The following is a 21614-nucleotide window of genomic DNA, read 5'->3' on the forward strand; positions in this document are numbered from 1 at the left end:
CGGTTAGAGAGCAACCGCGGCGAACTTATCCAAAGCTTCTTTTTGGTACAACTCATAGTCAAGTTTTCGGTGAGGAATCTGGCCAGTGAAAAACTTCCGGAATCCATCGGCAAGACCTTCCTCACTGTTTTCCACGAGAAGGCCATAACCGTCTTCCAATACGCTCCTGGGACCGACCACGTCCGTGGAGATCACTGGACGGTCGAGAATTAGTGCCTCTAGGACTACGAGGCCTTGGCCTTCATAGTCAGACGAGAACACAAAGCAATCGGCGCTCTTGAGGATTGCGAAGGGATTCAGGCGCCGGCCCGCAAGCAGGACGCGTCCATCAAGTCCCAGCCTCGTAATGAGTTCCTGAAGTGAGCCAAGTAGCGGACCGTCACCCAAGATGACCAGCTTCGCTTGTGGCTGCTCAGCTGCCAAAGCGGAGAAAGCTGCTATAAGTTTCGCATGCCCCTTTTCGGGGGAAAGGCGCCCAAGGGTCACAAATAACGTGTCACCATTATTTAGCCACTCCGCAATATCTGCATCCAGGGGATCCTCTGCCAGCCGGAGCGTCCCCTGCGGATTTACGAGGTTATTACAGAAGGTGAAAGAATTAGGGTTCAGGTCAAACCGCTCCGCCAACTGACTCACGTTCTCTTCAGCAACACTCTCCGTTACGGAGATAAGGGAATCAAAACGTTTGTACAGCCGGAAATTTCCTTCCAGGTAAGGGAACCGATTCTGCCACTCTTTGTTCATGTCATTATGCAAATAGACAGATTTTTTCGCATCTTTGAGCGGAGCGTTGCCCAACAAAGCTGTCCAGAACCGAGCATAACCTTCGAAGCAGATAACAGAATCAAACGCAGATGCTCCAAACATGCGCCGAAATTCGCGCGCGAATGCACGGTCGATTATGGCCCACATTTCTTCAGAATCAACGGAGTACTGGCTGTTGAACTTGTCGACGACCCACCGTTCCTCTGGGGTGAGAACATGGCTTCCGACACGCGCGAGCACCCGAACGTGGTCTGGATTCTGGTCAAACTTTTCCAGCCGGGCAGGTTCTGAGGCCAGCGCTTCCGGATCCACGACGACGTAAACATTGTTCTCCCCGCTGTCGATGTGGGACACAAGGTTCAGGTAGGACGTGGTGATGCCATTGGGCAAAAAGGACCCCTGGAACAGCAAGATGTTCCGCTTCTCGTCCATTCCGTTGTGGACTTCGCAGGCAGCGTCACCGAAAAAGAAGAACTCAACAACCCGCGCTGCCGCGTGACCGTCATCGTGTGGGCAGAACTCCCTCTGGGCTGCTGCGTACTCCTGCCGGTGGTGGGCAGGAGTACCTGAGGGAACCAGGCTGTTTAGTTGTTCGACAACAGTATCTATGTCGTGGCAGACGCTCCCCGGCATAGACTCCAGATCGAAGTAGAGGCCTCGTTCCTCCTTATAACGGTCCAAATCGTAGGCGTAATAGATGATTGGCCGGCCGGTAGGGATGAAATCGAAGAAGATACTGGAGTAATCGGTAATTAGCACATCAACGATAGCAAGAAGGTCGTTCGTGTCGATTGCGGCAGGGACGGCATGCCTGTCTAACAGTTTCCCCTTTGCCTGGGAACTGGTCATTGCATGGCCACGGTAGAGCAAATGCCATTCCTCTGATCCCCCCATTGCCTCGACGTCAGCAATCAGTCTCTCGTTATCAAGGCTTCTGTCCCCCAGGGTTCCGCGCCAGGTCGGTGCATATAGAACGACTTTCTTCCCAGCGGGTATTCCAAGTTTCTCCCGCAGGGCAGTCCTTTGAGCGTCTGAAGGCGTTAGTGTCGCGTCTACTCTGGGATAACCGGTAAGTGCAAGCTTCCCGCTGAAAATTCCAGCTACGTCGTATTTCTCAATCAGACAGTCCGCCGTAAACTGGTTGGGAGCTATAAGATGCGTTGCGTGAAGGAAATTCCTGGCAGCGTTTTTGTGCTCCAAAACGCCGCCCTTGATATCGCGGCCAAGTGTTTTGAGCGGGGTTCCGTGCCAAGTATTGAGGTATTGCTGCTCATCACGACGGATGAAGTAAGGAGGATAGGTGTTGTCATTTATCAGGTATCTTGCCGTTGCGAGGTATCGCAGATAAAGATCGCTGTCCCTCACCACAAAAACGAAATCAGCACGTCGGCGGAACTCCGCGGGGATGTTCTTCGGGTCGTTGACTACCCAGACGTGCGTAAAACCTGTAAAACGCTGGTCGGTAATGATGGATTTGCATAGCTGCAGCGGGCTACCCGCTATTGCAGATCCGTGGCCGCTTTCATATAAGACCGTGGAGCCCTGGATGGTCAGGGTTTCCATGTACTCCGTGTACACCATCGCCTGTTTTAAGTGCCGTTTTTTCATGTACTGAGTCGTGTCAACGGCATGAGGTCGCTTGAACTGCCGGATCTCCATGAACGCGGCAGAAGCCTCCCGGTATTTCCCTTCCAGCATCAAGGACCGGCCCAGTCTGAAGAACCGCTCAGGCTCATACGCCGTTGTGCGCTTGACCGCTTCGCCGTATGCGGTCGCAGCAATGGCAAAATAACCCAGCTGCTCTGCACGCACCCCGAGCTTGTAACAAAGGTCCGCCGACTGAGAAAGGAGCCCCACCTGCAAGTCGGCTTCCAAAACGTCTTCGAGGTAAGGGTTGCCGCTGGTAGAGGGCGTGGGCGAGACTCTGTCTTCCCGTGAGAGGTAGAAGGCCAGGCAGGCTTCCTCGTACCGGCCTTGAAGCTGCAATACGTATCCCAGCCGATATTTCCAGTAAAGACTGGCACTGGCGGAGCTCTCCAGTATCCGGGAGTAGGCGCGCTCGGCGTTCTTGAGATCTCCCAGACGCTCGTATGAAAGGCCAAGTCGCCAGGACATTCGTTCTTGGAAGGGGTCGAGCTCGAGTCCCTCCTGGAATACACGTGCTGCCGTGTCCCAGTCGTATATTTTCTGGAGGGCTAAGCCGAGGCGGTAGCGGATCTCCACGGATTCAGGGTTGGAGATCAAAGTTTTTGCGTAGCTGTCAGCCGCCAACTTCCACTGACCACGGGCCTGGAAATAAGCACCGATGCCAACTGTCGCAGCGCCGAGCTCTGTGTCTTTAGCGACGGCGAGCACATACGCTTCGTCAGCCTTGTCAGGACGTCCCGCTAGATGCCATGCCCAGCCCGCCTTGAAGGGGAGGACCCCGCTCTTCGGGCTAAGAGCGGAAGCCTTGGCGTAAGTGACTGCTGCCGATTCAAACTTTCCCATTTTAAAGTAGGCGTCAGCGAGCCTTTCCAGCCAGCGACAGTCTCCCGAGTGAGTTGCTAGCCCATCCTCCAGAGTGCTCATCATCTGCCAGGTTGCCGCCTTGTTCTTGACCACTACGTCAAGACGTAATTGTGCAATGGCTGCCTCGCATGCCTCCACTCGCCGCACCCACGCTGTTTGCTCCGGGCTCAGATCAAGCGCTTTTCGGTAGTAGTGCAAAGCATCGCCGAAGGACTTTTGACGCTCCAGTACGAAGCCAAGACGATAATTCCATGCTGCGTTGTTCGGTTGAAGCTCTACCGCCCGCCTGAGAACGGGCAGCGCCTCATTCAGACGATCTAGGCGAAAATAACCATGCCCAAGTCGAAAGACTACTTTGGCATTCGACTCTTCGCCCCTGCGCATAAGACGTTCGTACACAGCTACTGCTGCGGCCCACTCGTCCTTGCTTTCGAGCTTCCGAGCATGCGCGTAAGCCGCCTGCCATCCCAGCATTATTCCCCTATCGAAAATTACGAACCGAATGACTTAGGGCATAGCCAGTTATGCCCTACTGGATTACTTTGAAGGAGGTGCAGCGACCAGTATTTGCTCATTGGCACGCACCAAATCCTCCGCGAAATCCACTTCCACAGCGTAATAAGCACTGATGTCAACAGGTGCGTAACGCGACCCGTTGAGGGAGATAGCTGCCTCTATGCCACCCTCGAAGTACTCCTGGTCATCGACTTCAGTTAGACGTGCGATAAGAACGTCCTTATCGGCAGACGACACGTAGTTAATCCCAATTGCTTCCCCCAGGGCATTCTGGGTTTTCTTAGACAGGTTGTTTATGAATCCGTCTTCGCCAACAGTATATTTAACTTCCTCATCGGACACGGAGGAAGTATCCACAGCGATGAAGGACTTATCCGCTTTGATCGAGTCACGGAGGTATTCCAGCATCTCGGGGTCAAAAACAACATCGCCGTTCATCCACAGCACGCCGCCGTCGTGAGAGTTTTTCAACGCTTTCAGCAAACTCTTCGAAGTATTTGTCTGATCAAAAGCTTCATTGTAAACAAACGAAGCATCCGGCATATGCTCCATGATTTGCTCGAGCTTATAGCCGACCACAATAGTCAACCGCAACTCTTCCCCGAAGGCGGCCTTGAGGTTATCCACTTGCTGAGTCATGATGGTTCGTCCATCATCCAGGGGTGTGAGTGGCTTTGGGTGCGGTCGCGCCAACCTAGTACCCATGCCTGCTGCGAGAATCACGGTCTGTAAAGTCATTTTGTTCCTGTCGTCCAGGTAGTAAGGAGCGGGAACAAGCTGGAAGATGGGCATTAGATGCCATCTTGGTGCGCCAAGGCCAAATCATCAACATCGATATACCATGCTTACCCCCCAGCCAGCGTATCAACCATGATCGTTATAGAGAAATTCACGTTTTGTACATCTAGGGCTAATTTATTAGCGTACTGCGTGCTTCGTTTCAGTGCGGGTCAAGAATGCCTGATTGCCTGTCCTTCCAGGCAAAACCGCTTGCTACCAGGTTGGTTGCCCGCTCCAGACGGCTTCGACCACGCGAATTGCGGCAGCACCGTCGTCCAGAGGTGCGTACCGGCGTACGAAATCCCTGTAGCGGCTGGCATAGGGTTCCGCGTTCGCTTCCTCCGCCAGAACTGCCGCCACCAACTCGTCCGTACACGCTGCCATGGGGCCCGGAGCCTGCGCCTCAAAATCAAAATAGAAGCCGCGTTCGGAATCGCGGTAGCGGGCCAGGTCCGGGGTCAGGAAGTACATCGGTTTTGCGGTTACACCGAAATCGAACATGGCCGACGAATAGTCGGTCACTAGGAGGTCAGCCGCCAGATAGAGATCGTTGACCTCGGGATGAGTGGTCACGTCGATGTAGCGGTTCTGCCCGGTGGTCTTCCTCCGGCCTGCGATCTTATGGTGTCCGCGGTAGAGCAGCACGTATCCCGGGCCCAGCTGCTCTGCGGCCGCGTCGAAGTCGAGGTAAGGATCCGCTGCGGATCCGTTGTCACGCCAGGTTGGCATGTAGAGAAGAACCTTGCAGTCCTCGGCAATGCCCAGCAGCCTGCGGCTTTCCTCCCGGCGTCCGGCTGCTGTGTCCGCTGCCAGGGCGTCATTGCGGGGATATCCAAAAATAGCCGGCTCCCCCCGGTACCCGAAGGCTGACTCCAAGGTATCCGCGGCGAATCCGCTCGGCGAGAGCAGCATGTCCCAGGCAGCCGCTTCACGTTTGATGAGCGCTCGGTAGGAAGCGGTCGTGCCGGTCACCGGAGTGTCAGAGCCGATGCGCTTGAGCGGAGTTCCGTGCCACGTCTGGATGTAGAACTGCCCCGGGCGCTTCCGGAAATAGTGCGGAAAGTTGTTGTTGTTCACCAGGTAACCGGCGGTGGCGAGCAGCCGGAACCACTCCGGACTTTCCCGCAGCACCGGCGCGCAGTTTGCCGGAACCGGAACTGAGAAGTCCGCGACGGTCCAGTAGCGCTGCAGGCCGGGTATCCGGTCGCCGAGAACGTCGCTGATCGCCCGGCCGCTGTCCGAACAGGATTTGCCGTCGAAGGTCTCAAAGAGCACGCTCCCCAAGTCCACGGACTCCTCCCTGGTCCGGGAATACTCGGAAATCAGCAGGTGGCAGTTGCGCGCGGTCCGTTCTGCTGCCGCCCGGGGTGCGGACACCCGCAGGACCAGATCCTGTTCGTTCCCCTCCCCCGCCAGTTCCACGCTCATTAGTTCGTGCGGCATCTGAGCGGGCAGTTCCCCGAGCAGCTGTCCGAGGGCGGGCACCCGGGCCGTCTGAAAACCTCCGCTTTCCCCGGTCAAAACGCGAAGCACCCGGTAGTGCCCCGACTCCAGCGCAGACTCGCCGTGCCCCCATTTGTCCTGAATCAGGGGGAACTCGATGCGGAAAAGGCCCGTCTCATCCAGCCAGCGGGTGGAGGTCGGGCGGACTTCGTTGCGCGCAGTCGTCAGCAAGAATTCCGGAAGCACCGGATCCGGGCATCCAGGGATGCGGGCCAGATGTCCTTCCAGGCTTAGCGTGGTGCCGTCGCGGTGCATCTCGGCCCGGCTCAACGTCACACGCTCCGGGCGCAGCGACAACTGCAGGTACCCGTAGCCGGTGCATTCGGCGCGCAGCGCGGCAGCCGCTTCTGACACCGCGACAAGATCGGCTCCCGCCCCGGCCCAACCCACCGGCTCCGTCCTGCCGTTGGGCAGAAATGCCTTGATGGTCCAGCGTTTCTCCGCAGCACCTCTCACAGTGCTGCAGACGGACGCCAGATCCACGGCAAACAAGGCCCCGGCGGCATCAGTGGGGCGGAACTCCACCTGCGGCTCGCCCGGGACGTCCAGGAAGAGCGCAGCCGGCACCGCCCCTCCCGACCCCTCGAAGCCGACCGTCACCATGCTTCCCGCTACCTCGACGGAGGCTGCCACGCACGAGTAGCGGACGGCCTTAAGCCGCAGGCCTTCGGTGCCGTCCATCAGCCCGATGATGCGCCTGCGCTCACCGAAGAGCGGCCCGACCGGTAACCGCCGCGGAAGCGTATCCGAGTCCCGGACCCGGATCACATCGGATACGGAGATATCCCCGGATTGAAGGGTCACCTGCACCGCCCATTCAGTGGCCCCGCCGGAAGCGGGTTGCAGACCAGGCAAGGCACGCGGATCAACCGCTGCGGTGAACGCCGCCCCGGCGTAGGACCGCCAACGGTCCGCCGCAGCGATATCGATGCGGGGGTCCTGGCCCCTGCGGACGGCGAGCGCTGCTGCGGCATCTGAACCGGAGTGCCGCAGCCCTACCTCCAGGACGCAGTCCGCGGGATCCATCCCGGAGAGATAGGCCCAGCCTTCAATTTTGAGGAGGCCGTCATCGGTCCAGACGAAGCGTGTCACCCGCGCGGACAGCGGCCAATCAACCGCGGACAAACTGAGCACTCCAGGGTCAACTGGTTCGCTTAGCCGCGCCAGATACGGCGGCACGGCAACTCGGCGGCCAGCTGACCGCGGTGCTCCTTCGGTGGGATAGCTTCGCCCGTTGTCCTGCAGATCCGCGAGCACCAGGAGAACGTCGCTGCGCCGACCTTCCGCAATCAGCGAAAGCAGGACCCGCTGATGGACGCCGAGTGTCCGAAGGATCTCCTGCCCGGTGGCGCCTTGCAGCACTCCTGAAACAAACTTCTGCAGATCATCAAACTGGTCCTGGCCGCTGTGCTGGACGTATTCCACCTGGGATCCCAGGTCTGCGAGACGCTGCCCGTACCACTGCCGGGCATCAGCTTCCGGAGCTTCAGCCTGCACGGCGGCAGCGGCAGCCGCCACCCCCTCCAGCCAGCGGCGCAGCACCCCGGGATCCGGATCCGGAAGCGGCACGGGCTCCACTTCGGGCGCCACCCACACTGCCGGTGCAGGCTTCCCGGGTGTCGCTGACTTCCGGGGCACCGGCCCCGTCAACTGCTGCAGTCCCTTGACGCCCCGCTTGAGCCATCCTGCGCTCTTCACTTGGTGTGACCAGTTTCGTCCGGCAGCGCTTCGAGGGAATACTGCTGGTTCCACGGGCGCCCCAGATTCTCCACGGCCACAGTAATCCGCTCACAGGACCGCGAATCCCAGAACGGGAACGTCCCCCGCACCCGCTCCTCGTACAGCTGCTCACGGACCGAGCCACCGGCCACAATCCTTTTCAGTTCCTGCAACGCGCCGTCCCCATCCGGCGTCACGGGGCCGAAACCGTGCAGCTCGTAGTCGAAGTATCCCTTGCGGTACACATGCTTGCCTCGGAAGATCTCGTCGCCGTCAAACTGCATGTAAATGACGTTGCTGCCAGAGTAGGCGGCGTCGAAGGCGATGGAGGAATGATCGGTGATCATCGTGTGAGCCTTGGTCAGTTCTTCCTGCACGCTGACATCGCGGTACCTGGCGGGCTGCACATATTCCGGCAGATCCAGGTACGGCACCACGAACTCAAACTCCGGGTGGGGCATGAAGACCACGCTCAGCCCGGAGTTGACGCTCAGCTCCTTCAATTCCGCTGAGCGCAGCAACGCCATCCAGTTAGCGCCGAAGTCGGTCGCTTCGAAAGCCACCGCCGCCTCTGCGGGTGTTTCGCAGACTTCGATGACCTTTTTTACGTATTGACGCCAGGTCGGTGCGATCAGGATATTGCGGCGTTCTTCCGCCGGAGCGGCGAGCGCGGCAGCGCGCAGGGCATCGTAGCGGGGCAGCCCGACGAGCTTGGCCTCGTGGCCCGAAAGCCGGTACACGCTGTTGTCTCCGGCGATGGATTCGTGTTCGCCCTGGGTGGTAGTGACCATCACCGCGATGTTCTTGCCGTTGATCCAGCGGGACATGTCGTCCTTGATGACACCGTGCTGGAGGTAGACAAACTTGGCCTCGCCGTCGCCGAATCGTTCGCGGCTCACCGGGAACTCGACGTTCCAGTTGGCATGCGACGACAGCTTGTAGGAAGCGTTCAGGACCAGGAGCACCGACTCGTCCGAGCCGTAGGGAACCAGCCGGAACCCTTCCGCCTGCAGCCGGTGCCAGTCCGGGCAGTCCTCCTCGATCACAAAAAAAGCGTTGATGTCCGGCCGGTGCTTCAGGAGGTACCGGTAAAGGTGCTCGGCGTTGTCGTCGGCACGGTCGATCCGGTCCATGAGCAGCCAAGCGTCTTTGTACCGCGCGCGGACCTGCTCCGTGTGCGCCTGCCGGATCAGGGCCCGGTCTGCCGCTGAACGCTGTTTCGCTTTGGCGGCTGTGAGCTGCCGGTGGAGGATCCGTTGGGCTGCCGTGGCTGCCGTGCGGGAAGGCGAGCTCCCGGTCAACACCCGCCGGACGGTGAAGCTCGCCCGGGCCCGGGCCAGCTGGCGGGTAGCCCTGCCGGCCGCTGACGTGGAGGTGCTGCGATGTGTTGCCTGTCCGGATGCCAGCTGCAGGTAGGAAGCGGGCAGGGGCTTGCGTCCGGCCTGCAGCGGAGCTCCGCGGCCGGTCGTGATGGTCGCTGCCGCGCCATTGATCAGGATCCGGGTTTCCTCTCCGGACGGGAGCACAAGGATCCGTTCGCGGATCAGAACCCGGCCCAGCACCCGGTGCTCCATCACCTTCGCTGACACCGGAGCCTGAGGGGCACCGTTCACCACGAACTCTTCCTGCGGCAGGCCATCCTGGTAAAGGTAGTGGTAAGTGGTGACCTGCTGCGTCGGATCGGTGGTCCCTTCCACGACCATCGGGTCAGCATCGCGGAGGCCCTTGTAGTGGGAGCGAAGAATGTTGTGGAAGAGCCAGCCCTGGCTGACCACGCTGAAGGTGTCGATGACCTCCTGGTCGATCAGCGCGATGATGTGCTCCAGCAGGCGGTGCATGGTGGCCTGCTGTTCCGGTGTGGCGGAGCCGGTGTCGCTGTGCATCCGCTTGTCGTCGATGTAGAACCAAACCAGGTCGTAGAGGACCAGGTATTGGGCCCAATGCGGAACCCGGCCTGCGCTTTCGCGCACAGCCTGCAGCATTCCCAGCCAGCCGTGTTCGGGTAGGTCGCTGTAGGCTCGGGGATCGCTCCACGCCCCCTGCACCAGCGATGTGCCGCCCTGGCGCTGCCGGCGGTAATAGTAGCTGGCCGATGCCACGAGCCCGACAACCGGACGGTCCACCACTGCCAGATAGCGGCCGATGAGGTTCGCGTCCTCGAACTTGGGGCGGATGCGTTCGTCGAAGCGCAGATGATGGGCTTCCAGGACTTCCCTGCGGAGGAAGGTTGTGGGCCCGTGCATGTGGATGTATTCCGGGTTCAGGTCAAGGTCCACCAGCAGGTCACCGCTTCGGAACTTCCGGTTCAGCAGGTGGCCCTGCGATGTCTGCAGCGACGAGTCGTTGAACTGGACGAGCCGTCCCGTGAGCATCTGCGCCGACTGCTGGGTGTCGCGGGCTAAGAAGTCCGCAATCCGCTCGAAATAGTGCGGATGGAAAGCGTCGTCGGGGTCGCAGAACGTTACCCAAGAGTTTCGGACCAGATCCAGCGCGGCGTTGCGGGCGGAGCCGGGGCCTCCGTTGGTTTTGCGGACCAGCCGGACGTTGGGTCGCCGTTCTGCCCATTGCGCAACCAGCCCTGCCGACTCGTCGGTGGACCCGTCATCGATGACAACGATGTCCAAGTCGTTCACCGGGTAGCTTTGGATCTCGAGGGACTTCAGGAACGTCGGCACGTAGTCAGCCACGTTGTACAGCGCCACTACAAGGGAAAATTGGCCCTTAGCCACGGTGGTCTCCAGTTGCGTTTAGTTGAGGAGCGGCGGTCAGCAGTGCAGCGGCCGCTGCCCCCGACGAAGTGCCCAGATCGGCGGAGGCAAAACGGTGCGCAAAGTCGGCAGCCCCGGGGTCGGGTCCCGTCAACCGGCGACTCAGCGCGTCAGTAAGCTCAGCGGTGTTCGAGGCCCTCGGCGCACCGGGCAGAACCTCGGCCAGGTCCAGATACAGCCCCCGCGACCGTTTGTACTCATCCATGTCGGGCGCCAGCAGAAGGATTGGCTGCTTCAGCACCGCGTAGTCGAACATCGCCGAGGAATAGTCAGTCACCAGGGCATCCGAGGCCAGGTAGAGGTCGTTGACCTCCGGATAGTCCGTCACGTCAATAGCGGCGGGATGCTCCTCGACCCGCCGCTGGCCGGCGACATTGTGATGGCCGCGGATCAGGAAGGTCCAGCCCGGCCCCAGCAGCCGGGCAGCTTCGGCAACATCCAGGAACCCGACCCAGTCCGAGCGGCCGGCGTCATCCCGCACCGCGTCGCGCCAGGTGGGCGCGTACAGCAGCACCTTCTGGTCCGCCGGAATGCCGAGCAGGCCGCGCACCCGGTCGCGGGTGCCGGGCCGGTGCAGGGCATCGTTGCGCGGATACCCCGCGGTGAGCACCTCTCCGGTGTAGCCCAGGGCTGCCGGCAACGTGGCGGCGGAGAAGTCATTCTGCGCCAGGAGCAGGTCCCACCATTGCGCCTCCCGTGCCATCAGGTCCCGGTAGGACAGGGACAGTGCCCGCTGCGGTACGTCCAGGCCGATCTTCTTCAGCGGCGTTCCGTGCCAGGTCTGCAGGTAGAACTGGCCCGGGGACTTGCGGAAGTACCAGGGGAAATTGTTGTTGTTCACCAGCAGCCGGGTGGACGCGAGTTTCTCGTACCAGAGCGCAGACCCCTGCAGCAGCGGCACCGCATAGTCCGGCACGGCGACGGAGAGATCCGCCACCGACCAGTACAGCGGTTCGTCGAAACCGGTGGCGGCAAGGTAGTCGGAGATGGCCCGGGGACTGTCGGTGCAGCTCTTCCCGCCAAAACTCTCAAAGAAGATGCCGGGGGTGAGCGCCGGAGGCGCTGCATCGGCGCCGAACACCTCGCGTCGCAGCCGGTACTGGTGGAAGGTGCCGGTCTCGGTGTCGGCCAGCGGGGCCGCGATGCTGACGGCCATGGCACCGGCGGCCGTCCGCAGTGCACGCACGCGCGCCGAGGGCAGCAGGGTGCCGGTGAAGTGCCCGGCCGTACCTTCGGCCACGGAAACGGCAGGGTCCTGCGGCCCGGCTTCTCCTCCGCCGGCGCGCCAGCGCAACGTGTAGGAGCCCGACGGAGGCGCCGGCCGTTCCCTCCCCCACCGCGAGGCGGCCAGCGGGAACCGCAGCCGGAGCCAGCCGTCGGGCAGCGGGGTGATGTCGCTGGCAGGGATGCGGAAGCGTGCGGTGACCAGGGCGTAGCCCGCTGCCGCCGGGGCAGCAGCCAGTTCCAGCTCCAGGACATCGGCCCCCGGCACGGCCGCGAACGCCGTGACGGCCGGTCCGGCGGACGAGACGCGGGGTGCCGGGCCGCTGCGGGCAGGTTCGGGTGCGGGCACAGGAACCGTCCGTTCCACGCGGTGACCGTCCACCTCCGCGCGCAGGATCAGCTCGGGCGGCAGCGACGTTTCGAGGCGGAGGCTGAACCCGGAGTGGGCGTAGCTGCAGTTCCGGTCACCGGAGATGACATCGAGTTCCGGATCGGTCCGGCGCTGAAGGTCCAGCGGCTGGAAGCCGGACGGCCCGGGAACGCCGGCGGTGAGGCTCACCGCGGTGCGGCGCAGGTCGACGTTGCGCAGGTAGGCATATCCGTGAACGATGGCGCCGCCGTCGTTCACCGTCACCGGCGGATCCAGCGCGGCCACCAAGTCCAGGTCCTCCGGGGAAACCTCCAGGAGCGCGCGGTCCACGGGGCCGCCGAGGACGCGGAGAAGGGGCGGTTCGGCGAAAATGCGGCCGCCGTCGAAGACGAGCGGGCTGGCCGTGCCGTTGTTGATCCGGTCCACCACGGCACGCCGGATGTCCTCCCGCCGGCCGTCGGCGGTCAGCTGCAGCAGGACGCGCGCCTGCGGATCAATGGATCCAAGGTGCTGCTGTCCGGCGGCGTAGAGCTTCCGGACACCGTCGCGAAGCAGCTGCCAGAAGTCTTCGGCGGCGTCCGGCACCTGCTCGATGTAGGGGATCAGATCCGATCCCAGCAGCCGCCGGTACCAGTGCTCCCGGACCGCCGGCGGCGCTTCGGTTTCAAAGAGTGCCGTGACATCGCGGGCCACGGACAGCCGGTCCTGCAGGTCCTCGAGCAGGTATTTCGCCTGGGTGATCGAGGAGCCGTCTTCGCGGATCCGCCACCAATAGACCACTGCCGGCAGCACGTCGAAGGCTCCGGCGCGCAGGTAGGCCCGGGCGGTGGTTTCCTGGTCCTCGTAGCGGATGCCCTCCGGCATGGCGCCCACGTGCCGGTCCCAGAACGTCCGGTGGAAGACCTTGTTCCACAGGAACACGTCGTCGATGACGGTCCGATGATCGGATACGGTGATCCCGGTGCGCGGCTTCGCGTGGATGCGCTCCGCCTGGCGGACCGGAGTCTTTTTGCCGCCCCGGATCCTGCCGTACGATCCCACGCAGAAATCGGATCCGGTCTCGGCCAGCGTCGCCATCATCAGCGCGTAGGCGTTGCCGGGTACGACGTCGTCGGCGTCGGCGAAGGTGAGGAACTCGCCGCGGGCTGCGGCGATGCCGGTGTTCCGGGCCAGCCCGTTGCCGCCGTGCGGCAGCTTGATGAGGCGGATCCGCGAATCGTACCGGGCGTATTTGGCGGCCATTGCCACTGACCCGTCGGTGGAGCCGTCGTCAACAATAAGGATTTCGAGGTTCGTGTAGCTTTGGTTCACCAGACTGGTGAGGCAGCGCTCCAGGTACGGCGCCACGTTGTACATGGGCACCACGACGCTCAGCAGTTCGCCGCCGGGCTGGCGGGTGCGGCCTACTGTGCGGCGGATTCGTGCCTTCAGCGCCGGATGCAGGTCCGCTCCGGCGCTGGCAATCCGTTTGGCAATCCTGTTCATGCCGAGGCGCGCCAGAATCCCCTCGTGTCGATGACTGCCTTCCCGGCCAGCTGCTCGGGGCGGATTTCCCGGAAGGAGTCGTGGTCCACGAGGAGGACGACGGCGTCGGCGGCAGCTACGGCGTCGTCGGTCACCACCGAGGTGACGTTGGGCAGCGGGTCGAGTTCCTTGGGCAGCGTGGATCCGAGGAACGAGCGTCCCACCAGAATCCGGGCATTCGGGTTTGCGACGGCCAGCCGGCGGACGATTTCCACCGCGGGAGATTCCCGGGTGTCGTCAATGTTCGCCTTGAAGGCCAGTCCGAGGGTCGCGATGACCGGCGACTCGATGCCTGCCACGGCGGCCTCCACCTCGGCGATCACGTGGCCGGGCTTGGCGTCGTTGACCTCCCGGGCCGTGCGGATCAGGCGGGAATTCTCCGGGTCGGCGGACACAATGAACCACGGGTCGACGGCGATGCAGTGGCCGCCCACGCCGGGGCCGGGCTGCAGGATGTTCACGCGCGGATGGTGGTTGGCCAGCTCGATCAGGTTCCACACGTCGATGCCGAGGTTGTCGCTGATGACCGACAGCTCATTGGCGAACGCAATGTTCACGTCGCGGTACGCGTTCTCCACCAGTTTCGCCATCTCAGCGGTGGCTGCGTCGGTGAGGTGGATGCTGCCCTGGCAGAAGGTGCTGTACAGGCCCGCGGCCGCAGTCGCCGCCTGCGGCGTCAGTCCGCCGATGATGCGGTCGTTGGTGACCAGTTCGATCATGATCCGGCCGGGCAAGACCCGCTCCGGGCAGTGGGCGAACAGGACGGCGTCGCTGCCGCCGTTGGCGTTCGCAGCCAGGTCAGGGCGCAGCTCCAGAATGACGTCGGCCATCCGCCGCGTGGTGCCGGGGGGTGAGGTGGACTCCAGGATGACCAGGTTGCCGGGACGGATCCGGGCGGCAATGCTCCGGGCCGCCTGCTCGACGTACATCAGGTCTGCTGTCTTGTCGTCCCTGAAGGGCGTCGGCACCGCAACAATGTAGGCGTCGGCTTCCGGCATGGCGGTCTGCGCCCTCAGGTAGCCCTGGCTCACGGCGCCGGCCACGTGGACCCCCAGATCGGGTTCGACGAAGGGCACCCGGCCCTCGTTGACCGCTTCGACCGTGTAGTTATTGACGTCAACACCCACCACCTTCAGGCCCTTGCCGGCCAGGATGGCGGCGGTGGGCAGGCCGATGTAGCCGAGTCCGACGACCGCGACGGTGGCGATGTCCGTTGCTGCTTCGCCGGCGCTATAGGTCTGTGTGTTCACGTGGTCCCCCATAAAATCTCAGGTCGCCGGACGCCACCAGGGTGGCGTCGTCGATCTGCCAAGTATGCCCGGTTGCTTCCCGGACCTGAAAATAGTTGAAGCGGTCTGTGGAGTAGATGCGCTTGCCCGCCGCGGCGGCCTGGCGCAGGAAGCCTGTGTCCTCGCCCAGTCCCAGTGCGGGGAAGGGCAGCTCCAGGACCAGGCTCCGGCGGGCAACAATGGTGGGCCCCATGACGAAGTCCGTGTACCGGTGCTCCCGGTGGCCGAAGCGCAGCACCGTCGCGTTGGAGCTGCGCAGGTGCATGTAGTGCGCCTGCTTGCCCACAATGTCGGCTCCCGAATACGCGAGGGCGTGGAGCTGGTCGCTGAGGTAGTGAGGACCGTAGTGGTCGTCGTCGTCCATTTTGGCCACTACGTCTCCGGTCGCGGCGGCGGCGCACCGGTTCAGGCACTCCCCCAGGGACACGTCGCGGCCGGCGGCCAGCAGCTGCACCTTGGCCAGTCCGTGCGCGGCCTGGAGCCGCTCCAGCTGACCCGGTTCCAGGTCGAAACCGTGGGTGAGGAGCACCAGCTCGACGTCGACGCCCTCCTGGCGGGCGAGCGTGCGGAACACGCTCTCCAGCTGGTGCGGGCGGATGGTCGGCACCAGGGCCGAGACGGTGGGCCGTTGCAGCGGCCGGGTGCGGGCCGGAAGCGCGGCCGCGAGGACCGTTTCGGCCCGGTGCGCGTAGGTGTGCTGCTCCCAGATGCGGCGCTGGGCCCGGTGGACGGTGCGGTCGTTGTACTCCGGGTTGCTCGCCAGGCCGCGGCTCAGCGCCGCCGCTTCCTCCCGGGTGCGTGCCACCGGAACTTCCGTCGGAGCGAAGAACTGTGCCACGGCGTCGCTGGGCGTGCTGACCACGGGAGTGCCGGCGGCACTGATTTCAAAGATCCGCCGGGCGCACATGCTCGGGGAGTCCACCACCGAATTGACGTTCAGGAACACTTTGTACGCTTTGTACGCGGAGAGCATCTGCGGATAGCTCAGCGAGCCGACCACGCGGGAGTCCAGCGGTGCGGGGAACTGGTAGTTCGAGTCGCCGCCCAGCTTCCGGGAGAAGATTTCCAACCCGGTGGGGAGTTTCGCCGAGGCGTCCATGGCTCCGCCCAGCAGCAGGTCCATCTGCTCCCGGCGCTCCGGATACTTGTGCGCAAAGTACATGCCGGCAAAGGCAATGTCCCGGGAATGGCGGCCGTGCCGCGGCCGAACGGGATTGTGGATGGCGGGCTGCGCCGCGAAGGGAAGGACCGCGACGTTCTCGTGGCCCAGGTCCTGCCGGTAGAACGGCACGCGGCGCACGTCGGAAGTGAAGACGTGGTCGAAGAGCGCCGCCGCGGGCAGGAAGTCCTGGTAATGGGGCGGGTCTTCCTTGTTCCAAAAGACCGTGGGAATGCCCTGTTCGCGGCACCACTGCAGCAGCTGCACCAGTTCGGGGGCCGGACCTGCGGGGCCGGCGAGCTTTCCGCGCCAAAGCCGGTTGTTGCCGGCCCACGCGGATTCAATGAAGACGAGCTCCGCCCCCGAGTCCGTCAGTTGCCGCTGCCAGGCGGCGGGGTCCAGGGCGACGGTGTTCCACTCATAGGCAAAGGCCATGGCGGAGAACTCGTCCAAAATCACGCCGACCGTGAGGTCGCTCCGGCGGGGGGACGGCGGCGGCAGCGTTGCCGCGGGAATGGACAGCCGCCGGTTGGCTCCCCGGCCGATCCATCCCGCCTCGACGCCGCGGGCATTGGCGGGATCAGCGAATCCGCGTTCGGCGCGGCTGCGGATCTTCCAGTCCCGGACCTGGGCGGGGCCGCCGGCCCGGAGGTGCCAGAGGCCGGTGCGGAGGTCGTTGAGCACGCGCATTTACTGTGCCTTCGAGCTGCGGCGCCCGCTGGACCGTTCCATGACCCGGGTCACGGTGAGGGCTTCCATGGCGGTGGCCCGCATCTTTGCTGCCGTGATGTTGTTGCCCTTGGAGAGCTCCCGGGTGAAGTCCTTGTAGGCCTTGACGACGGCCTTGGGCTCGCCGTCCATGAGCAGGTCCCCCTTGTCCATCCAGACCACGCGGGTGCACATCTCCAGGATGGTGTCCAGGCTGTGGCTCACGAGGAACACGCAGCCTGCCTTTTCCCGCAGTTCATCCATGCGTTTCTTGCTGCGGTCAGCGAACTGGGCGTCACCGGTGTTGAGCGCCTCGTCAATCAGAAGGATTTCCGGATCGATGCTGGCGGCGATGGCGAACCGGAGCCGGGAGGCCATTCCCGAGGAGTAGGAGCGCATCGGCAGGTGGATGGCCTTTTCCAAACCGGAGAGCTCAACAATTTCATCGAACTTTTCGGCGATCTGGGCGCGGGTCAGGCCCATCGCCAGGCAGCCCAGCACCACGTTGTGGTCGCCGGAGAGTTCGGGAACCAGTGCGGCGTTGACGCCCAGCATGACCGGAGTGCTCACGGCATAAACGGCGCCCCTGGTGGGCTTGACCTGTCCGCTGATGAGCTTCATGAGCGTGCTCTTGCCGGAGCCGTTGCGGCCCACGATGCCGATCGACTCGCCCCGGACCGCCACCAGCGACATGGGGTTCAGCGCGTTCACGGTCACCAGGTTGGGTTTGGCGAGCACCCGGCGCAGGAGCCTCCCGGATCCGCTGGTTCCGTCGTCGGCAGCCGGTGCCTCGCTCGACGGGACACGGTAGCGCATGCTCACTTCGTCGATGACGATGCAGGGATCCTCCTGGAGGTATTCCATATCCTTAACCGCGTCCATAGGATTCCTCCGCCCGCCAGAAGTAGACGGCGCCGACGGCCAGCGCGCCGAGGGACCAGCAGCCGAGGATGGCCCAGGACTGCCAGTCCGGCACCGTGTTGTAGAGCAGGACGTCGCGGACAATGTCCAGCACGTTGAACAGAGGATTCAGCTTGACGATCTCCAGCAGGACCGGCTGATCGATGAATCTTTCGTAGGAATAGAACACGGCGGAGGCGTACATCCAGGCCCGCAGCGCGAAGCTCAGCAGATGGACGACGTCGTTGACCTTGGAAATGACGCGGGCCAGGATCAGGCCCACGCCCAGGTTGAAGATGCTCTGCAGCACCAGGGCCGGAATGATCAGCAGCCCCAGCCAGGAGATTTCCTCGGTGGGCGGGATCACCAGGACAATCAGCACCATCACGATGAACACCGGGATGTTGGCCAGCAGCTCGCGCAGGTTCACCGCAATGGGCAGCGTTGCCCTCGGAAAGCTGAAGGCCTGGATCACGGCCCTGTTCTGCTGGATGGAGCGGCCGCCGTTGGTGATGGCGCGGGAGCTGTACTGGAACAGGAAGATCCCGATGACCAGGTAGCCGATGAAATTCTCAATCCCGCCGCCGGTGCCGAGCAGCAGCCCGAAGATCAGGAAGTAGGTGAGCCCGTTCAGCACCGGGTTGAGGATCAGCCACATGCTGCCCAGCCGGTCCCTGCGGTTTCCGCTCTGCACCCGGGCCTTGGCGTCATAAAACACGAACTCGCGGTAGTTCCACACCGAGATGGCGTAGTCCACGAAGCCGGGGCGGGCACCCACGCGCTGCAGTCCCCGGACATCCACGGACACGGGTTTCACCTGGACGTCGGCCCGGGCGGCCGCTTTCGCCGGGGCCATCAGGCGGCAACCGTCAGCGAGGCGTACTTTTCCAGGCAGAGCGCCGCATTGGCCTGCCAGGTCCGGGTGGCCAGTACATGCGCGCGCCCGTTGGCGCCCAGCCGGGCCCGCAGGTCCGGGTCCGCCAGCAGCCGGTCCAGTGAGTCCGCGAGGGCCTCCGGATTTTCCGCCGGCACCAGGGTGCCGTTGACGCCGTCGTTCACCAATTCCCGAAGCGCCGGCAGGCTGCTGGCCACCACGGGGGTGCAGCAGGCCATGGCCTCGACGGGTTTCAGCGGGGTAACCGCTCGTGTCACGTTCAGATCCTTCCGGGGCACCACGAACAGATCGAGTGCCTGATGATACAAATGTGCGCTCTCGCGGGATACCCGGCCCGGGAACAAGACCCTGCCGTTTATGCCCAGCTCGGCCGCGAGGGCCTTCAGTCCGGGTGCGGACGAGCCGTCGCCGGCGATGAGGCAGGTCAGCTGCGGATGCTTCGGCGCGAGCAGCGCAAAGGCCCGCAGCAGGTCATCCAAGCCTTCATAGTTAACCAGACTGCTCACGGTTCCGATAATCTGCCCGTCCCCGGGCAGTCCCAGCTTCAGCCGCGCGTCGCGCGGGGACAGGGGTTCGTTGAGGTAGTACTCCCCCACCGCATTGGGCAGCAGGACAAGCTTGGCGGGGTCCACCCCGGAAGCCGTGATTTCCTCGGCCATGACCGTGCCCAGGGTCGGCACCAGCGACGCGCGGTTCATGACGCGGGCTTCGGAGGCCTTGAAGTTGAGGTAGCGCTGGCTGCCGCGGGCGTCGTCGGACCGGGTGGAAGCCCAGGTGTCGGCCAGCTGTCCGCGGACCTCGTAGACCCAGGGAATTCCGAGTGCTTCCGCCACCGCGGCCGTGACCAGCCCGTTGGTGAAGTGGGTGGTGGTGTGCAGCACTGCGGGCCGCACGGTGAGGGCCAGGTCCAGCATGTCCTCGGCTTGGCGCTGCAGCCGGCGGTCCAGGCCGAACGGCATGCGGGCCGGAAGCAGCCGGTGGTATTCCACGCCGTCGATGACGTCGGTGTCCGCTGCCGCCAGCTTTCCCACCTGCACCGGGTAGCCCAGCCGGGTCACCGCATGTACGTTCCAGCCGAGATCCCGCTGGGCCTTCAGGATGGAGTGCGTGCGCTGCGCGTAACCGCTCTGGGTGTGCGGCAGTGAATTTGTCAGGACGTGGAGCACGGTGCGGGGTTCGGCCCGGTATCCGGGCACCGGTGCCAGCTGGGGCTGCCAGCCGGCGAAGACCCGCGCTTCCGCGGCAAGCCTGCGCTGCTGCGCGCGTTCCCGGGACGAGCCGCCGTCCAGGACGCGGATGGCACCGTCCATGTCGCCGTTGTACCAGTTCAGCCGGGCGGCCGTTCCCCGGCGTCCGCCGGTTGCGGGCGGAATCCCTGCCAGCAGCTCGGCGGCCAGCTCCGGCAGGCCGGCGGCCGTTGCCAGGTCCGCCATCCGCAGCCGGCTGCCGGTCGAGCCGTTGCCCGAGGCGCAGGTGCGCAGGTTGGCTGCCAGCCGGTCCTTGTCGCCGCGGAGCAGCGCTTCGAGCGAAGCCACGGTCCCGTGGCCCGGGAGCTGCGCGGCGGCGTCCAGCAGCGGCCGGAGCAGGCGGGGCGGCAGGCGGCGGGAGATTTGCAGGGCCAGCACCACCGGATCGTCGCCGAAGTGCTCGACGGCGGTTCCGCCGGCAAGGCGAAGGTTCCGCAGGAGCGTACCGGGGTGCTTCCGAGTGTGGTTCAGCGGGCGCTTCACGGGGTGGGGACCCCGTCCACCAGCGTGGTCAGCAGTTCGGCGTAGGCCTTGGCCAGGGCGTCCACATTGGCATTGTCATGCACCCAGTCCCGTCCCGCGGTTCCGGTCAGGAGCTTCGTCCGGTCTGCCGCCAGTTGCCGCCACAGCTCGGCGACCTTCTCGGGATGCGCCGACACGACGTCGCCGGCACCTGCTTCTTCAATAATCTTGCGGGCTTCACCGAGCACAATCCCGGTGACGTGCCGGCCCACGGCGAGGACTTCATAGGTTTTGGATGGAATGGTGGTTTCAAAGGATTTCCAGTCATCCCGCAGCGACACCACGCAGGTGTCCGCCTGCCGGTAGTGCTCCATCACCTCGGCGCCCACCGCCGGATCGTGGAAAACCACCGGCGCCTCCAGTTCCTTCGCGAGGGCCATGAGGTCCCGGCGCTGGACGCCGTGTCCCACCATGTGCAGCCGGACGCAGTCTTTGGCCAGTGCGGCGGCACGGATCACGACGTCCAGGCGCTGGCTCTCGCCGTGGTTGCCCAGGTAGAGCACGTTGAGGAACTCCGAGTGTTCCGGCGGCGGCTGGAGCAGCTCCCGGACTGAAACGTCAACTCCGTTGCTGACGGTCGCCACGTTGCCCAGGCCCCGGTCCCTCAGCGTCTGCGCAAAGCCGTAGGTGACGGTGACGACCAGGTCCGCGCGGTCCTGGATGGCGATGATAATGCGCTCGGCAATGCCCTTGGCGCTGCCGGGAACCAGGCGGGCATCCCGTGCGATGTCCGGCCAGGCATCCCGCATGTCCACCACCAGGGGCCGCCGCAGCAGGCGGGCTGCCGCGTATCCGGCGCCGAGAATGGGGAGGCTGGGGACGGTGACAATCACTGCGTCCGGCTTCGGGCCCAGAAGCGCTGCCGGGATGCTGCAGGCTGCCGATACCAGATGATCGGCGAGGCGTCCCAGCCGGGTGGTGCGGTGCCACAGGTAGGGCACCCGCCGAATCTGTTCTCCGTAAACGCCGGTATCGCGGCGGAAGGCCCGGCCGGCGTCGGACTTTGGCAAGGTGCGCCGTCCGTGCGGCGCGTGGGCTACGGGAGCGACGACGTCGACGTTCCAGCCCTGCTGCCGGAAGGAACGGATGATCTGCGTCCACCGCCGCTGCGGCGGGCTGTGCTCAGGCGAGTAGGAATGGATGAGCAACAGAACTCGCAAGAACTTCCCCCCGGCATGGCGCGGCAAGCCGCACATCTTATTAGGACCGAGCCA

At 63.8% G+C, this 21614-nt stretch carries 11 protein-coding genes; all 11 read right to left on the reverse strand.

Annotated features, from left to right (window positions below; all coding sequences use genetic code 11):
* Positions 1-3: 3 nt before the first annotated feature.
* Positions 4-3675 (reverse strand): CDP-glycerol glycerophosphotransferase family protein, encoded by a 3672-nt coding sequence (locus QNO00_RS03410; RefSeq protein WP_284023629.1) that lies wholly within the window; start codon positions 3673-3675, stop codon positions 4-6.
* Between the two features lie 138 nt (positions 3676-3813).
* Positions 3814-4530: a phosphocholine cytidylyltransferase family protein gene (locus tag QNO00_RS03415; protein WP_229965319.1), complete on the reverse strand. Its 717-nt coding sequence runs from the start codon at positions 4528-4530 to the stop codon at positions 3814-3816.
* 255 nt (positions 4531-4785) lie between these two features.
* Positions 4786-7773, reverse strand: coding sequence for a CDP-glycerol glycerophosphotransferase family protein (locus QNO00_RS03420; RefSeq protein WP_284023630.1), 2988 nt, complete (start codon positions 7771-7773; stop codon positions 4786-4788).
* Complete coding sequence (locus QNO00_RS03425) at positions 7770-10523, reverse strand: bifunctional glycosyltransferase/CDP-glycerol:glycerophosphate glycerophosphotransferase (RefSeq protein WP_284023631.1); 2754 nt, start codon at positions 10521-10523, stop codon at positions 7770-7772. The genes QNO00_RS03420 and QNO00_RS03425 overlap by 4 nt, the downstream gene beginning before the upstream one ends.
* Positions 10516-13641, reverse strand: coding sequence for a bifunctional glycosyltransferase/CDP-glycerol:glycerophosphate glycerophosphotransferase (locus QNO00_RS03430; RefSeq protein ID WP_284023632.1), 3126 nt, complete (start codon positions 13639-13641; stop codon positions 10516-10518). Before QNO00_RS03430 ends, QNO00_RS03425 begins: the two co-directional genes overlap by 8 nt.
* A complete protein-coding gene (wecC, locus tag QNO00_RS03435) occupies positions 13638-14930 on the reverse strand; it encodes a UDP-N-acetyl-D-mannosamine dehydrogenase (RefSeq protein ID WP_284023633.1) in 1293 nt (430 codons plus the stop codon). Before wecC ends, QNO00_RS03430 begins: the two co-directional genes overlap by 4 nt.
* Positions 14911-16818 (reverse strand): glycosyltransferase family protein, encoded by a 1908-nt coding sequence (locus tag QNO00_RS03440; protein WP_284023634.1) that lies wholly within the window; start codon positions 16816-16818, stop codon positions 14911-14913. The genes wecC and QNO00_RS03440 overlap by 20 nt, the downstream gene beginning before the upstream one ends.
* Complete coding sequence (locus QNO00_RS03445) at positions 16819-17718, reverse strand: ABC transporter ATP-binding protein (RefSeq protein ID WP_284023635.1); 900 nt, start codon at positions 17716-17718, stop codon at positions 16819-16821.
* On the reverse strand, positions 17705-18592 hold the full coding sequence (locus QNO00_RS03450; RefSeq protein ID WP_284023636.1) for an ABC transporter permease: 888 nt from the start codon (positions 18590-18592) through the stop codon (positions 17705-17707). Before QNO00_RS03450 ends, QNO00_RS03445 begins: the two co-directional genes overlap by 14 nt.
* Complete coding sequence (locus tag QNO00_RS03455; RefSeq protein ID WP_284023637.1) at positions 18592-20361, reverse strand: glycosyltransferase family 4 protein; 1770 nt, start codon at positions 20359-20361, stop codon at positions 18592-18594. The genes QNO00_RS03450 and QNO00_RS03455 overlap by 1 nt, the downstream gene beginning before the upstream one ends.
* Positions 20358-21560, reverse strand: a complete 1203-nt coding sequence (locus QNO00_RS03460; RefSeq protein ID WP_284023638.1) for a glycosyltransferase family 4 protein — start codon at positions 21558-21560, stop codon at positions 20358-20360. Before QNO00_RS03460 ends, QNO00_RS03455 begins: the two co-directional genes overlap by 4 nt.
* Between the last annotated feature and the right edge of the window lie 54 nt (positions 21561-21614).

It is taken from the genome of Arthrobacter sp. zg-Y1219, from assembly GCF_030125545.1.
Classification (GTDB): domain Bacteria; phylum Actinomycetota; class Actinomycetes; order Actinomycetales; family Micrococcaceae; genus Arthrobacter_B.

Bases quoted from the DNA above. Each gene is read 5' to 3' on its own strand.
- QNO00_RS03430 (WP_284023632.1), bottom strand. From the start codon at position 13,641: ATGAACAGGATTGCCAAACGGATTGCCAGCGCCGGAGCGGACCTGCAT.
- QNO00_RS03415 (WP_229965319.1), bottom strand. From the start codon at position 4,530: ATGACTTTACAGACCGTGATTCTCGCAGCAGGCATGGGTACTAGGTTG.
- QNO00_RS03450 (WP_284023636.1), bottom strand. From the start codon at position 18,592: ATGGCCCCGGCGAAAGCGGCCGCCCGGGCCGACGTCCAGGTGAAACCC.
- QNO00_RS03445 (WP_284023635.1), bottom strand. From the start codon at position 17,718: ATGGACGCGGTTAAGGATATGGAATACCTCCAGGAGGATCCCTGCATC.
- QNO00_RS03440 (WP_284023634.1), bottom strand. From the start codon at position 16,818: ATGCGCGTGCTCAACGACCTCCGCACCGGCCTCTGGCACCTCCGGGCC.